This is a genomic window from Bradyrhizobium viridifuturi (assembly GCF_001238275.1).
GTDB lineage: Bacteria > Pseudomonadota > Alphaproteobacteria > Rhizobiales > Xanthobacteraceae > Bradyrhizobium > Bradyrhizobium viridifuturi.
The window spans coordinates 21,327-34,040 of sequence record NZ_LGTB01000051.1 but is presented as its reverse complement, the minus strand read 5'-3'; the positions used below and the strand labels follow the sequence as shown (position 1 = coordinate 34,040).

Below are 12,714 nucleotides of genomic sequence, written 5' to 3'. Positions count from 1 at the left end.
CGGGTCTGCGGAGCACGATATGCGTCTGAGCGATTGTCATAATTTCCACGATTTCCGGGAGCTGGCGAGGCGGCGGCTTCCAGGGCCGATCTTCGACTATATCGACGGCGCCGCGGACGATGAGGCGACGCTTCGCCAGAACACGGCGAGCTTCGAGTGCTGCGATCTGGTGCCCAACGTCCTGCGCGGCGTGGAGAATGTCGATCTTTCGGTCACCGTGATGGGCCAGAAGCTGGCGACGCCATTCTACTGTTCACCGACCGCGCTGCAGCGCCTGTTTCATCATCAGGGTGAACGCGCCGTCGCGGCGGCGGCCGCGAAGTACGGCACCATGTTTGGCGTCTCCTCGCTCGGCACCGTCAGCCTCGAGGAATTGCGCAAGGCGTATGATACGCCGCAGGTCTACCAGTTCTACTTCCACCGGGATCGCGGCCTGAACACGGCGATGATGCAGCGCGCCAAGCAGGCCGGCGTCAACGTCATGATGTTGACGGTCGACAGCATCACCGGCGGCAACCGCGAGCGCGATCTGCGCACCGGCTTCTCGATCCCGTTCAAGCTGACGCTTGGCGGCATGCTGCAGTTTGCCATCAAGCCGGCATGGGCCATCAATTACGTCACCCATGAAAGCTTCAAGCTGCCGCAACTCGACGAGCATGTCGACATGAGCGGCGGCGCGATGTCGATCGGACGCTATTTTACGGAGATGCTCGATCCCACCATGACATGGGATGACGTCGCCAAGATGGTCCGGGAGTGGAATGGCCAATTCTGCCTGAAGGGCATCATGTCGGTCGACGATGCCAAACGCGCGGTCGAGATCGGCTGCACGGGCATCATTCTGTCCAATCACGGCGGCCGGCAGCTCGACGGCTCCCGGGCGGCGTTCGATCAGCTCGCCGAGATCGTCGATGCGGTGGGTGACCGGATCGATGTAATGATGGACGGCGGCATCAAGCGCGGCACCCATGTGCTGAAGGCGCTGTCGCTCGGCGCCAAGGCGGTCGGCGTCGGGCGCTTCTATCTCTACCCGCTTGCGGCGGCCGGGCAGGCGGGAGTTGAGCGGGCGCTCGGCCTCATGCAGGCCGAACTGGTGCGGGACATGCGGCTGATGGGGTGCTCCTCGATCAGCCAGCTTTCTCGCGCAAACCTGCGGTTCAGATAGCCGTTACGTCAGATCCTGCGTCAACACGGCGCCGATCTGCTCCAGCGCCCAATCGACCTGGTCGCCGGTGATCACCAGCGGCGGCGCGACCCGGATGGTGTGCTCGTGGGTGTCCTTGGCCAGGATGCCTTTCTCCCGCAGCAGCTCGCAATAGCGGCGCGCGGGACCGGCCTCGGGGTGAAGCTCGACCGCCAGCATCAGCCCGCGTCCGCGCACCTCGCGAACGGTGTTGGCGCGGATGCTGCGCAGGCCGTCGAGGAAGCGCGCGCCCTGGACGGCCGCGTTCTCGATCATGCCTTCGTCGACCAGCGCGCGCAGCGCCGCGCGGGCAACCGCGCAGGCGAGCGGATTGCCGCCGAACGTCGAGCCGTGCTGGCCGGGCTTCAGGGTGCCGAGCACCTCGTTGTTGGAGAGCACGGCCGAGACCGGATAGAAGCCGCCGGACAGCGCCTTGCCGAGCAGCGTGACGTCGGCCTCGATTCCTTCGTGCTGTTCCGCCAGCAGCTTGCCGGTGCGGCCGAGCCCGGTCTGGATCTCGTCGAAGACCAGCATGATGTTGTTGCGCGTGCAGAGCTCGCGGACTTCGGCGAAATAGCCCGCAGGCGGAATGATGACGCCGGCCTCGCCCTGGATCGGCTCGACCAGGAAGGCAACGGTGTTGGGCGTGATCGCCTCCTCGAGCGCCCTGGCGTCGCCGAACGGAATGATCCTGAAGCCCGGTGCGAACGGACCGAAATGCGCGCGTGTGTCCGGGTCGGTGCTGAAGCCGACGATCGCCAGCGTGCGGCCGTGGAAATTGTCGGCGCAGACGATGATCTCGGCGTTGCCGTCAGGCACGCCCTTGACCTCGTAGCCCCATTTGCGCACCGACTTGATCGCGCTCTCCACCGCCTCCGCGCCGCTGTTCATCGGCAGCACCTTGTGGGAGCCGGTCAATCCGGCGAGTTCCTCGTAGAACGGTGCGAGCTGATCGTTGTGGAAGGCCCGCGAGGTCAGCGTCAGGCGGCCGGCCTGCTCGATCATGGCGGCGAGGATCTTTGGATGGCAGTGGCCCTGGTTGACCGCCGAATAGGCCGAAAGACAATCGAGGTAGCGTTTGCCGTCGGTATCCCAGACCCAGACGCCTTTGCCGCGCGACAGCACGACGCCGAGCGGCGCGTAGTTCTGGGCGCCAAACTGCGCTTCCCTGGTGATGAAATCGGAGACTGGCGGACGCATGGCTCGTCACTCCAGTTGTGCAGCACTGACACGGCGAGATGTCGGTCGATCACATCATAACTGATTTGGGGATCGGCCCGCCTGCCTTAAAGGATGGCTGTGCACCAAATTTGGTGGATCCTGTCAGCACTGCTGCGCTACGAATCCTGGTCGCGGTGCGCGATCTCGAGCGTGACGAGCCGGGCAAGCAGCGTCGCCGGATAGAGCTGGCCGAAGATCGCCTCGACATTGCACAGGCTGCGCGCCATCGGATGCAATGGCGCGACGTCGCCATAGCCGGTTGTCGTCAACGTGGCGAAAGAGAAATAGATCAGCTGGCTTGCGAGCGACGGACGGTCCTCGACCTTCATGCCGGCAAACGCATCGGGCACCAGCGTGCCGATGAACGTGTAGAGCGCCGCGAAGATCACGGCCACCGTGAGATAGAGCAGGACCGCGCCGATGACACGGTGATAGGTGACGCGTCCCGGCGCGAAGGTCGCGCGCGCCACCGTCACCGCCATCGTGAGGCCGACCAGGAGCCAGGAGGCGGCGAACAGGTTGAGGTCGAGGATCGAGGGCGAGCGCAGCCGCAGGATCGCGCCGGTGACGATCATCGCGAGCGCGACCAGCATGGTGGCGACGGCAATCGCGCTGCCCGACATCACGAACACGCCGCCGACAAGGAAGATGGCGAGCAGCAGCTCGAACACCTGGAATTCGAACAGGCCGAGCGCCTGCAACGGCGCCACCACGAACATCATGACCAGCAGCAGCACGGTCAGCACCGTCAGCAGCGAATCGCCCCAGCGCTCGCGCAATTGCTGTGGGGTCATCGGATCACGCGCCGCGCCGGCATGGCACGCTGAGGAAGCCGCGGAAGCGCACCCGGCCGCCGCGCACCGGCTCGCCGTCGAGCACGTAGTTTGGGAAACGGGCCAGGAAGCGCGAGATCGCGATCGCGCCTTCGAGCCGCGCCAGCGCCATCCCGGCGCATTGATGCGCGCCGGTCCCGAAGGCGAGGTGGCGGTTCGGCGTGCGTGCGACGTCGAAGCCTTCGGGGTTGGGAAATTGCGCGGGGTCACGGTTGGCGGCCCCGATGCACAGCGTGACCAGCGTACCGGCCGGCAGCTTGATGCCGCCAAGCTCGGTCTCTTCCACGATCATGCGGTTGCCGAGCTGGTTGGAGCTTTCGTAGCGCAGCATCTCCTCGACCGCGGTCTTGATCAGCTCGGGCTGGGCGAGCAGCCGCTGCTTCTGATCTGGATATTGGGTGAGCGTCACCAGCCCGTTGCCGATCAGATTGGTCGTGGTCTCGTGGCGGCGTTGAGCAGGAAGATGCAGTTGTGCAGCAATTCCTTCGCGGTCAGCCGCTCGCCATTGTCCTCGCCCTGGATAAGCCGGGTCAGCACGTCGCGTTCGGGATTGCCGGGCCTTGCGCGGCGGCGTTCGACGAGGGTTTCGAGATAGGCGAGGAAATCCTTCACCGCGTTGTTGCCGCGGTCGAACGCGTCCTTGCCGATCACCGGCTCCAGCGCGCCCAAAATCGCCAGCGACCAGTCGCGCAGCGGTTCGCGCTCGTCATGCGGCACGTCGAGCAGATTGCCGATCACCTCGACCGGGATTGCCGAGGCGAAATCCTCGATCAGCTCGAAGCGCTCTTTGGCGGCGATCCGGTCGAGCAGGCTGTCGACCAGAGCGATCAGGTCCGGCTCCATGCCGGCGATCGCCCGCGGCGACAACGCGCCCATGATCAACCGACGCACGCGGGTGTGCGCCGGCGGGTCGTTGAAGACGAGGCTGGTCGTGTGGTGCTCGTAGAGCAGCGAGTCGCCGTATTTCGGCAGGAACTCCTTCTTCTTGTCGGAGGAGAATACCTTGGTGTTCTTGTAGGCGGCGATCAGGTCGTCGTAGCGGGTGAGGAAATAGCAGCCGTTCGGCAGCCGCTTGACCGGCGCATGCTCGCGCAGCGCGCGATAGGTCGGGTAGGGGTTGGCGTAGAAGTCGGCCGTCAACTTCTCCAGGTCGAAGCCGTCAGCCAGCTCGCGCGCGTGCCCGTCCATGGCGGATATCCAACCCCTATTAGTTTCATTTGCAACTATCGTAAGCCGCAGACGGCGGCCGCGCAACACAATTTGCAAGCTGACGGAACAGCGCACCGCGCCGCGCGATGCCTGCAAATCGCAGAGCCATATGCGGTTTTGCGCTTTGATGAAGCGCGCGCGCCCCTCTACAGTCGCGGCCAAACAAGAGAGAGCCGGAAACGCCAATGCATGCCCGTGCCGACACCGCGGCCTCCTGGCCCGAGGAGATTTTTTCGATATTGCAGCGCTTCGAGGTGCGCCAGGTGCCCTACGTGCCGGACGCCGGGCATTCGGAGCTGATCGAGCGCGTGCTGGGGTCGTCATCGATGCGCGGCATTGCGCTGACGACCGAGGAAGAGGGCGTGGCGTTGCTCGCTGGCGCCTGGGCCGGCGGCCAGCGCGGCGTGCTGCTGATGCAGTCGAGCGGGGTCGGCAATTGCATCAACATGCTGTCGCTGGTGCAGATCTTCCGCCTGCCGTTCCTCACCCTCGTGACGATGCGCGGCGAATGGGGCGAGTTCAATCCGTGGCAGGTGCCGATGGGCTCGAACACGCAAGGCATTCTCGAATTGTCGGGGATCAAGGTATTGCGGGCCTCGCATCCCAACGAGGTGCGCGAAGTCGTCGAGGCCGGCGCGGCGCAGGCCTACAATGCCTGCACGCCCACCGCCGTCCTGCTGTCGCAGCGCCTGATCGGGGCAAAGGTCTTCACCAAATGAGCAAAGCCAATCTCCTCGACCGCCGCGCCGTGGTTGCCGAACTGCTGCGGGATCGCAAGGGCGCCTTCGCTGTCGGCGGTCTCGGTGCCTCGACCTATGACATCGCTGCGGCCGGCGACCACGACCGCAATTTCTATCTCTGGGGCGGCATGGGCGGCGCCGTCATGATCGGGCTCGGCCTCGCGCTGGCGCAGCCGACGCTGCCGGTCGTCGTGATCACCGGCGACGGCGAGATGCTGATGGGGATGGGGAGCCTTGCGACCGTCGCGCTGCAGCAGCCGAAAAACCTCTCGATCATCGTGCTGGACAACGAGGCCTATGGCGAGACCGGCGGCCAGAGCAGCCATACCGGTGGAACCGCCGACCTCGTGGGTGTTGCCAGAGCCTGCGGAATCGGAGATAGCCGCTCGATCAGCACGATGGCCGAGGTCGAGGCATTTGCCTCGTCTTTGCAAGATGTTACGGCGGGGCCGCGGTTCGCGAGCGCGAAGATCGACGGGGCCAATCTGGAACGCGTGCTGTCCAGTCGGGACGGCACCTACATCGTGAACCGCATCAGGGGATCGATCGGCCACACTCCAATTTAAAGTAGCTTTCGCGGTGCAATAGAACCTTGACTTTTGGTAAAGTGAGTGATTACTCACGACCCAAATGTCTACCTTACGCATGACGAGTGACTTGCGGCGTCAGTTGATCCTGAGCGCCGCAAAGCGGTGTTTCGCCCGCAACGGCTTTGCCGGCACCACGACAAAGAGCGTGGCGGCCGCGGCTGCCATTTCGGAAGGGCTGCTGTTCAAGCACTTCCCGTCGAGGCCGCGCTCTACGCCGAGATCCTTGCCGAGGAGTGCGAGGCGGATCCCGATCTCGCGCATCTGCTCGGCCAGGAGCCGTCGACCGCGACGCTGGTCGAACTGGTGCAGGGCATGGTCGGCCACTTCATGCAACTGCGCGATGCGCCGGACCAGGAAGAGACGCAGCGGATGCGGCTGATGGTGACGAGCCATCTCGATGACGGCGAGTTCGCGCGACTGCTCTACGACAAGGTCGGCAAGCTGATCGGTCCGACCTTCGCCGCCTCGCTCGAGCGGGCGATCGCCGCCGGCGAGGCGACACGGATCGGCGACGAGCCGCTCAACCTGTTCTGGTTTGCGCACCACACCGTGCTTATGGGTGCGCTGACGCAGCTGCCTGCGACACCTTGTCTCCCCTATGGCGATGCTGCTGCGGCGGAGCGGCAGCTTTGCCAGTTCATTCTTCGCGGTATCGGACTTACCGAAGCCGCAATTTCAACTCATTTGAGCCGCCAGCCGTCGCCGAGCGCAGGACCGTCGGTAACTGCAGAAAGTGCATGACATGAATATCCAGACCGAAAGCCACATCTCGGGTCAACCGATCAAGGAGAAACAAGCCAAGCGTCCCGTCCGCATGGTGCGCTGGTTCATCATCGTAGGCCTGTTGCTGGCCCTGCTGGTCGGCGCGCTGGTCGGTTTCAACGCGTTCCGCAGCCACATGATCGCGCAGTTCTTCGCCAACAATAAGCCGCCGCCGTCGAACGTCACGGCCGCCGAGGCGAAGACGGAAGTGATTCCGAATCTGTTGACCGCTGTCGGCGATCTCGTCGCCGTGCACCAGGTCAACGTCACGACCGACGTGCCGGGCCGCATCACCGAGATCCTGTTCACCGCCGGTAGCCATGTGAAGTCAGGCACGCCGCTGGTGCAGCTGTTCGACGCGCCGGAGCAGGGCGATCTCGCCAGCTTCAAGGCGCAGGCGACCGTGGGCGAGCAGCAGCTCGACCGCGCCAAGCAGCTCGCGTCGCGCCAGTTCGGGCCGCAGTCGACCGTCGATACGGCGCAGGCGACCTACGACCAGGCCAAGGCGGGCATCGCCAAGACCGAGGCGCTGATCTCGCAGAAGCTGGTGCGCGCACCGTTCGAAGGCGATCTCGGCGTGCGCCAGGTCGAAGTCGGCCAGTATCTGACGGCCGGCACGCAGATCGTGTCGCTGACCGATCTGTCGGTGCTGTATGCCAACCTGACCGTGACCGAAAAGCAGAGCTCGCAGATCAAGGTCGGTCAGGCCGTGCGGATCGCGGTCGACGCCTATCCGGGCCGCACCTTCGATGGCAAGATCACGACCATCGAGCCGCAGATCGCGACCGACACCCGCAACATCCGGGTTCAGGCCACGATCCAGAATCCGGACAGCATCCTCAAGCCCGGCATGTTCGCGACCACCACGATCGTGCTGCCGGACAAGCCGCCGGTCGTCACGGTTCCTGAAACCGCGGTCGACTACACGCTGTACGGCGACTCGGTGTTCCTGATCACCGAGAAGAAGGGCGAGGACGGCAAGACCACCCTGACCGCGGACCGCACCTTCGTGAAGACGGGCAATCGCGTCGAGGGCCGGGTCGAGATCCTCAAGGGCCTGAAGGCCGGCGACAAGGTCGTGGCCGTCGGCCAGATCAAGCTGCAGTCGGGCATGGCGGTCGCGATCTCGACCGACCCGGCGCCGCCGGTGCCGGCCGAGCCGCCGCGCTACTGATCCCGATCATCTGAACTCGGAGGGCCTGCTGGCCCTCCGCCACATGTTGCCGCAACCGGCAGACAACACGAATCGAGTTGGCGATGGCCTTCACTGATATTTTCATCAAGCGCCCGGTGCTGTCGGTCGTCGTCAGCCTGCTGATCCTTCTGATCGGCTTGCGCGCGGCGATGGTGCTGCCGATCCGGCAATATCCGAATCTGTCGAACACCGTCGTGACGATCACGACGTCATATCCCGGCGCGTCGCCGGAGCTGATCAACGGCTTCATCACCACGCCGATCGAGCAGGCCGTCGCTTCGGCCGAAGGCGTCGACTACATGACGTCGAACTCGGTGCTCGGCACCTCGACGATCCAGGTCTACGTCAAGCTCAATCACGATCCGAACCAGGCGCTCACCGAGGTGCTCGCGAAGGTCAACTCGGTCAAATACCTGATCCCGAAGGAAGCCTTCGACCCGGTCGTGACCAAGGCGACCGGCGACACCATCGCCGTGATGTATCTCGGCTTCTCCAGCGAGGAGCTGACCGGATCGGCGATCTCGGACTACCTGACCCGCGTCGTGCAGCCGGTGCTCTCGACGGTCGACGGCGTCGCTTCGGCCGACATCCTCGGCGGCCAGACCTTTGCGATGCGCGTCTGGCTCGATCCGACCCGGATGGCCGGGCGCGGCGTCTCGCCCAACGACGTTGCGGCTGCGATCGCCGCCAACAACTTCCAGGCGGCGGCCGGCCAGACCAAGGGCTTCTTCATCGTCTCCAACGTCTCGGCCAATACCGACCTTCAGAACATCGATCAGTTCAAGCGAATGATCGTGAAGGCGAAGGACGGCGGCTTCGTGCGCATCGAGGACATCGCGACGGTGGAGCTCGCGGCGCAGTCGACCGACGCCAGCGTCGCCTTCAACGGCGAGCATGCGATCTTCATCGGCATCAAGGCGACGCCGCAGGGCAACCCGCTGACCCTGGTGAAGGGCGTGCGCGCGCTGTTCCCCGACCTCGAGCGCAATTTGCCGCCGTCGATGAAGATGAAGGTGGCCTACGACTCCACCAAGTTCATCCAATCGTCGATCGACGAGGTCGAGAAGACGCTGACCGAAGCGGTCTTGATCGTCGTCGTCGTCATCTTCCTGTTCCTGGCCTCGCTGCGGTCGGTGATCATTCCCGTCGTCACCATTCCGCTGTCGCTGATCGGCGTCTGCATCCTGATGCTGGCGGCCGGCTTCAGCTTCAACCTGCTGACGCTGCTGGCGATGGTGCTCGCGATCGGTCTCGTGGTCGACGACGCCATCGTGGTGGTGGAGAACATCCATCGACATCTCGAGGAGGGCCTGCCACCCGTGCAGGCATCACTAAAAGGCGCGCGCGAAATCGTCGGCCCCGTGGTCTCGATGACGATCACGCTGGCGGCGGTGTACGCGCCGATCGGATTCCTCGGCGGCGTGACCGGTACGCTGTTCCGCGAATTCGCCTTCACGCTGGCCGGCTCGGTGATCGTGTCGGGCGTGATCGCGCTGACGCTGTCGCCGATGATGTGCTCGGTGTTCCTCAAGAGCGCGGAAGAGGGGCGTTTCGCCAAGCTGGTCAATCGCGTATTCGGCGCGGTGACGCGCGCCTATGGCCGCCAGCTCGACCGCTCGCTCGACTACCGTCCGATCACGGCGCTGTTCGCCGTGACCATCCTCGGCCTGGTCGGCTTCCTCTACATGCACATCCAGAAGGAGCTGGCGCCGCAGGAAGACCAGGGCATCGTGTTCGCGGTGACCAAGGCGCCGAAATACGCCAACATCGACTACATCGATTTCTACGGCGACAAGATGGACAAGGAGTTCCAGAAGTTTCCCGAGACCGACCTGCGGTTCATCCTGAACGGCATCACCGGTCCGCAGGGCGGCTTCGCCGGCATGCTGCTCAAGCCGTGGGATGAGCGCAAGCGCTCGGCCCAGACGCTGCAGCCGCTGGTGCAGAACGAGCTGTCGAAGATCGAAGGCGTCAGCGCGTTCGCGTTCAGCCTGCCGCCGCTGCCCGGCGGACCCGGCGGTCTGCCGGTGCAGATGGTGATCTCTTCGACCGCCGGCTTCCAGCAGGTGTTCGACCAGATGAGCAAGCTGAAGGACGCCGCGCGCAAGAGCGGCCTGTTCATCGTCACCGACAGCGACCTCGACTTCAACCAGCCGGTGGTGCGGGTGAAGGTCGATCGCTCCAAGGCGAGCGATCTCGGCATCACCATGCAGTCGATCGGTGGAGCTTTGGCGACGCTGCTCGGCGGCAACTACGTCAACCGCTTCAACCTCGAAGGCCGTTCCTATCAGGTGATCCCGCAGGTGCCGCGCGCCAGCCGGCTCGCGCCTGAGTCGTTCGACAACTACTACGTCCCGACCGCGACCGGGCAGCTGGTGCGGCTGTCGACGGTGGTGACGGTCGAGACCGGCGTCGATCCGAACGCGCTGACTCACTACAACCAGCTCAACTCGTCGACCTTCCAGGCCGTGCCGATGCCCGGCGTGTCGATGGGCCAGGCGGTGGAGTTCCTGCAGGGTGAAGCCAAGAAGCTGCCGTCCGGCTTCAGCTACGACTTCCTGGCCGACTCCCGGCAATACGTCCATGAAGGCAACCAGCTGCTGGTCACCTTCGCGTTCGCCATCATCATCATCTTCCTGGTGCTGGCGGCGCAGTTCGAGAGCCTGCGCGATCCGTTCGTGATCATGATCTCGGTGCCGATGGCGATCGTCGGCGCCCTGATCCCGCTGTTCTTCGGTGTCGCCACCATGAACATCTATACCCAGGTGGGCCTGCTGACGCTGGTCGGACTGATCACCAAGCACGGCATTCTGATGGTGGAGTTCGCCAACGAGCTGCAGCTCAACGAGGGGCTGGACCGCCGCTCGGCGATCGAGATGTCGGCCCGCATACGTCTGCGCCCGATCCTGATGACGACGGCGGCCATGGTCACCGGCCTGCTGCCGCTGCTCACCGCCTCGGGCGCCGGCGCCGCCAGCCGCTTCTCGATCGGGCTCGTGGTCGTCACCGGCATGACGATCGGCACGCTGTTCACCCTGTTCGTGCTGCCGATGGTCTACACGGTGATCGCGACCGACCACCAGGCCGCGGCCCGTTCCGACCGCGCCAAGCAGATCGCCGACTACGAGATCGAAGGCCGTGGCGGCGCATTGAAACCGACCTGAGCCCTCCAGGCTCATGCTCGCAGGGAAGGCGGCACTGGCAAAAGCCACTGCCGCCTTTTCTTTGTCCCGTGATAGCCTTTGCCGACGGCGGGCAGATGACCGTTTGGTTTGACGTGTTTTCTTCACGCGAACCGGAAGACCACTTCGCTCGAAAACGTTATGCTCCGCCTCACAAGATCTGGAGGAAACAGGCATGGCGAGCGAGTTTGCGGCGGGCAATTACCGGTTCATTCCGGCCGTGTTCCAGTATTCAAGCGGCGCGCAGGCGAACGCCGGTTATGAGATCGAGCGGGTCCGCTTCGATCGGCTGGTGCCGCTTGCGGAGGGCTTTGCGCGGATCGCGGCCTACATTAAGGACGCCGGCAGGCCGCTGACCTCGTTCTGCGCCTGCGAATTGCGTTCGCCGGCCGCCTTCACCGAGGACGGTTTCCGCGCCTTCAACCAGCACTACGTCAAGACGCTCGCGGAATGGGGCCTGTTCGACGGCACCATCAATCCGGTCGCGCGCAGCAACGTCTGTCCCGAGATCGATCCGCCGGCCGAACCGTCGTTCCATGCATTCTCGTTCACGCGGCCGAGCACCACCACGTCGCCGTCGTTCGTGATCGCGGGCGGCGCCGAGGCGCGCAGCGGTACGGCCAGCTATCCCGACCGCATCGTTTGCTATCGCGATCTCAGTCCCGGCGCATGGCGCGAGAAGGTCCGCTTCACCGCCGGCGAGATGGAGCGCCGTCTTGCGGAGTTCAGCTTCGGCTGGCAGGAGACGACCGCGGTGCAGGCCTACACCGTGCACGACATCCATCCCGTCATCGTCGACGAGCTGGTCCGCCGCGGCGCCACCCGCTCCGGCCTGACCTGGCACTTCTGCCGCCCGCCGGTGGTCGATCTCGAATACGAGATGGATTGCCGGCGCGTGTTGCGGGAGGTGGTGATCTAGGCTGAACCGATGCTCGCCGGGCCGCGGCCGGCGGGCAGCTTGATGCCACGCCACGCGCTCACGTCACATTGGCCATATCTGTTGTCGCCCGCAGCGACCACAGTCCCGTCGGCCGCGATGGCGAGGGTGTGCGCGCAACCCGCAGCAATGCCGACGATCCCGCGCCAGTCTCCGATGTTGCATTGCCCGAGCTCATTCCAGCCTGCAGCGGTCACGGTACCGTTGGATCCAACCCCAACGGTATGACTGCTGCCGGTGGCGATCTCCACAATATCGCGCCAACCGTCCAGTTCGCACTGGCCTTGTGCATTTCGGCCAGTGGCCAATAGCCTGCCGTCGGATCGAAGGCCGACGGTATGAAGATAACCGGCTGCGACACGAACGATGCCTTGCCACTCCGATACGTTGCATTGGCCATACTGGTTGTTGCCGACCGCAACCACGGTGCCGTCGGACTTCAGCCCGACCGTATGCCAGTCGCCCGCCGCGACCGCGACGATATCGCGCCAGTCGGTCACATCGCACGCCCCCTCACTCTTGCGTCCCGCTGCAATAACCCTGCCGTCTGACCTGACACCGACGGTGCGGCGCCATCCCGCCGCAACCGCGACGATGTCGCGCCATCCGTCGACATCGCACTGACCGTGTTTGTTCCACCCGGCAGCCACGACGGTCCCATCCGGTCGAAGGCCGACCGTGTGGGCGTTGCCGGTGTTCGTGGCCATATGAACGTTGCCTGACGCGACCGCCGAGACGTCACGCCAAATGCCGACGTCGCATTGACCGCATTTGTTGTCCCCGATGGCCGTCACGGTCCCGTCTGCGTGAAGGCCGACGGAATGACGGCAACCGGCACTTATCGTAGGGCTGATGGCTGCCT

The 12,714-nt window shown here is 64.7% G+C and carries 9 protein-coding genes and 2 pseudogenes; 7 read left to right on the top strand and 4 right to left on the bottom strand.

Annotated elements, in window-relative coordinates; all coding sequences use genetic code 11:
- Positions 1-19: 19 nt before the first annotated feature.
- On the top strand, positions 20-1,165 hold the full coding sequence (locus ALC15_RS35130) for an alpha-hydroxy acid oxidase (RefSeq protein ID WP_050631255.1): 1,146 nt from the start codon (positions 20-22) through the stop codon (positions 1,163-1,165).
- Positions 1,166-1,168: 3 nt separating this feature from the next.
- On the opposite strand, the gene rocD is transcribed toward ALC15_RS35130, so the two are convergent.
- The 3 genes and pseudogenes from rocD to ALC15_RS35115 all read right to left on the bottom strand — a co-directional run bounded on the left by rocD (position 1,169) and on the right by ALC15_RS35115 (position 4,425).
- Positions 1,169-2,383 carry an ornithine--oxo-acid transaminase gene (gene rocD / locus ALC15_RS35125; RefSeq protein ID WP_050631254.1) on the bottom strand — a complete coding sequence of 405 codons (1,215 nt, stop codon included), beginning with the start codon at positions 2,381-2,383 and terminating at the stop codon, positions 1,169-1,171.
- Positions 2,384-2,520: 137 nt separating this feature from the next.
- Positions 2,521-3,198: a potassium channel family protein gene (locus tag ALC15_RS35120; RefSeq protein WP_050631253.1), complete on the bottom strand. Its 678-nt coding sequence runs from the start codon at positions 3,196-3,198 to the stop codon at positions 2,521-2,523.
- A 4-nt stretch (positions 3,199-3,202) separates the two neighbouring features.
- A pseudogene (locus tag ALC15_RS35115) lies at positions 3,203-4,425 on the bottom strand (cytochrome P450).
- A 206-nt stretch (positions 4,426-4,631) separates the two neighbouring features.
- Here ALC15_RS35115 and ALC15_RS35110 point away from each other — a divergent pair.
- From ALC15_RS35110 to cnbZ, 6 genes and pseudogenes are all read left to right on the top strand, one after another.
- Positions 4,632-5,165, top strand: a complete 534-nt coding sequence (locus ALC15_RS35110) for a thiamine pyrophosphate-binding protein (protein ID WP_050631252.1) — start codon at positions 4,632-4,634, stop codon at positions 5,163-5,165.
- Positions 5,162-5,752, top strand: coding sequence for a thiamine pyrophosphate-dependent enzyme (locus tag ALC15_RS35105; RefSeq protein WP_050631251.1), 591 nt, complete (start codon positions 5,162-5,164; stop codon positions 5,750-5,752). The genes ALC15_RS35110 and ALC15_RS35105 overlap by 4 nt, the downstream gene beginning before the upstream one ends.
- A 64-nt stretch (positions 5,753-5,816) precedes the next feature.
- Positions 5,817-6,517, top strand: a pseudogene (locus ALC15_RS35100) (TetR/AcrR family transcriptional regulator).
- A 1-nt stretch (position 6,518) separates the two neighbouring features.
- Positions 6,519-7,712 (top strand): efflux RND transporter periplasmic adaptor subunit, encoded by a 1,194-nt coding sequence (locus tag ALC15_RS35095; RefSeq protein ID WP_050631250.1) that lies wholly within the window; start codon positions 6,519-6,521, stop codon positions 7,710-7,712.
- An 83-nt stretch (positions 7,713-7,795) separates the two neighbouring features.
- A complete protein-coding gene (locus ALC15_RS35090) occupies positions 7,796-10,897 on the top strand; it encodes a multidrug efflux RND transporter permease subunit (RefSeq protein ID WP_050631249.1) in 3,102 nt (1,033 codons plus the stop codon).
- 193 nt (positions 10,898-11,090) lie between these two features.
- Positions 11,091-11,834, top strand: a complete 744-nt coding sequence (cnbZ, locus tag ALC15_RS35085; protein ID WP_050631248.1) for a 2-amino-5-chloromuconate deaminase CnbZ — start codon at positions 11,091-11,093, stop codon at positions 11,832-11,834.
- On the opposite strand, the gene ALC15_RS35080 is transcribed toward cnbZ, so the two are convergent.
- Positions 11,831-12,694: an RCC1 domain-containing protein gene (locus ALC15_RS35080; protein WP_283806330.1), complete on the bottom strand. Its 864-nt coding sequence runs from the start codon at positions 12,692-12,694 to the stop codon at positions 11,831-11,833. The two genes, cnbZ and ALC15_RS35080, sit on opposite strands and share 4 nt — an antisense overlap.
- Positions 12,695-12,714 lie beyond the last annotated feature (20 nt).

Excerpts from the sequence above, each read along its gene's own strand:
- cnbZ (WP_050631248.1), top strand. The coding sequence starts at position 11,091 with ATGGCGAGCGAGTTTGCGGCGGGCAATTACCGGTTCATTCCGGCCGTG.
- ALC15_RS35110 (WP_050631252.1), top strand. The coding sequence starts at position 4,632 with ATGCATGCCCGTGCCGACACCGCGGCCTCCTGGCCCGAGGAGATTTTT.
- ALC15_RS35120 (WP_050631253.1), bottom strand. The coding sequence starts at position 3,198 with ATGACCCCACAGCAATTGCGCGAGCGCTGGGGCGATTCGCTGCTGACG.
- ALC15_RS35095 (WP_050631250.1), top strand. The coding sequence starts at position 6,519 with ATGAATATCCAGACCGAAAGCCACATCTCGGGTCAACCGATCAAGGAG.
- ALC15_RS35105 (WP_050631251.1), top strand. The coding sequence starts at position 5,162 with ATGAGCAAAGCCAATCTCCTCGACCGCCGCGCCGTGGTTGCCGAACTG.
- rocD (WP_050631254.1), bottom strand. The coding sequence starts at position 2,383 with ATGCGTCCGCCAGTCTCCGATTTCATCACCAGGGAAGCGCAGTTTGGC.
- ALC15_RS35130 (WP_050631255.1), top strand. The coding sequence starts at position 20 with ATGCGTCTGAGCGATTGTCATAATTTCCACGATTTCCGGGAGCTGGCG.
- ALC15_RS35090 (WP_050631249.1), top strand. The coding sequence starts at position 7,796 with ATGGCCTTCACTGATATTTTCATCAAGCGCCCGGTGCTGTCGGTCGTC.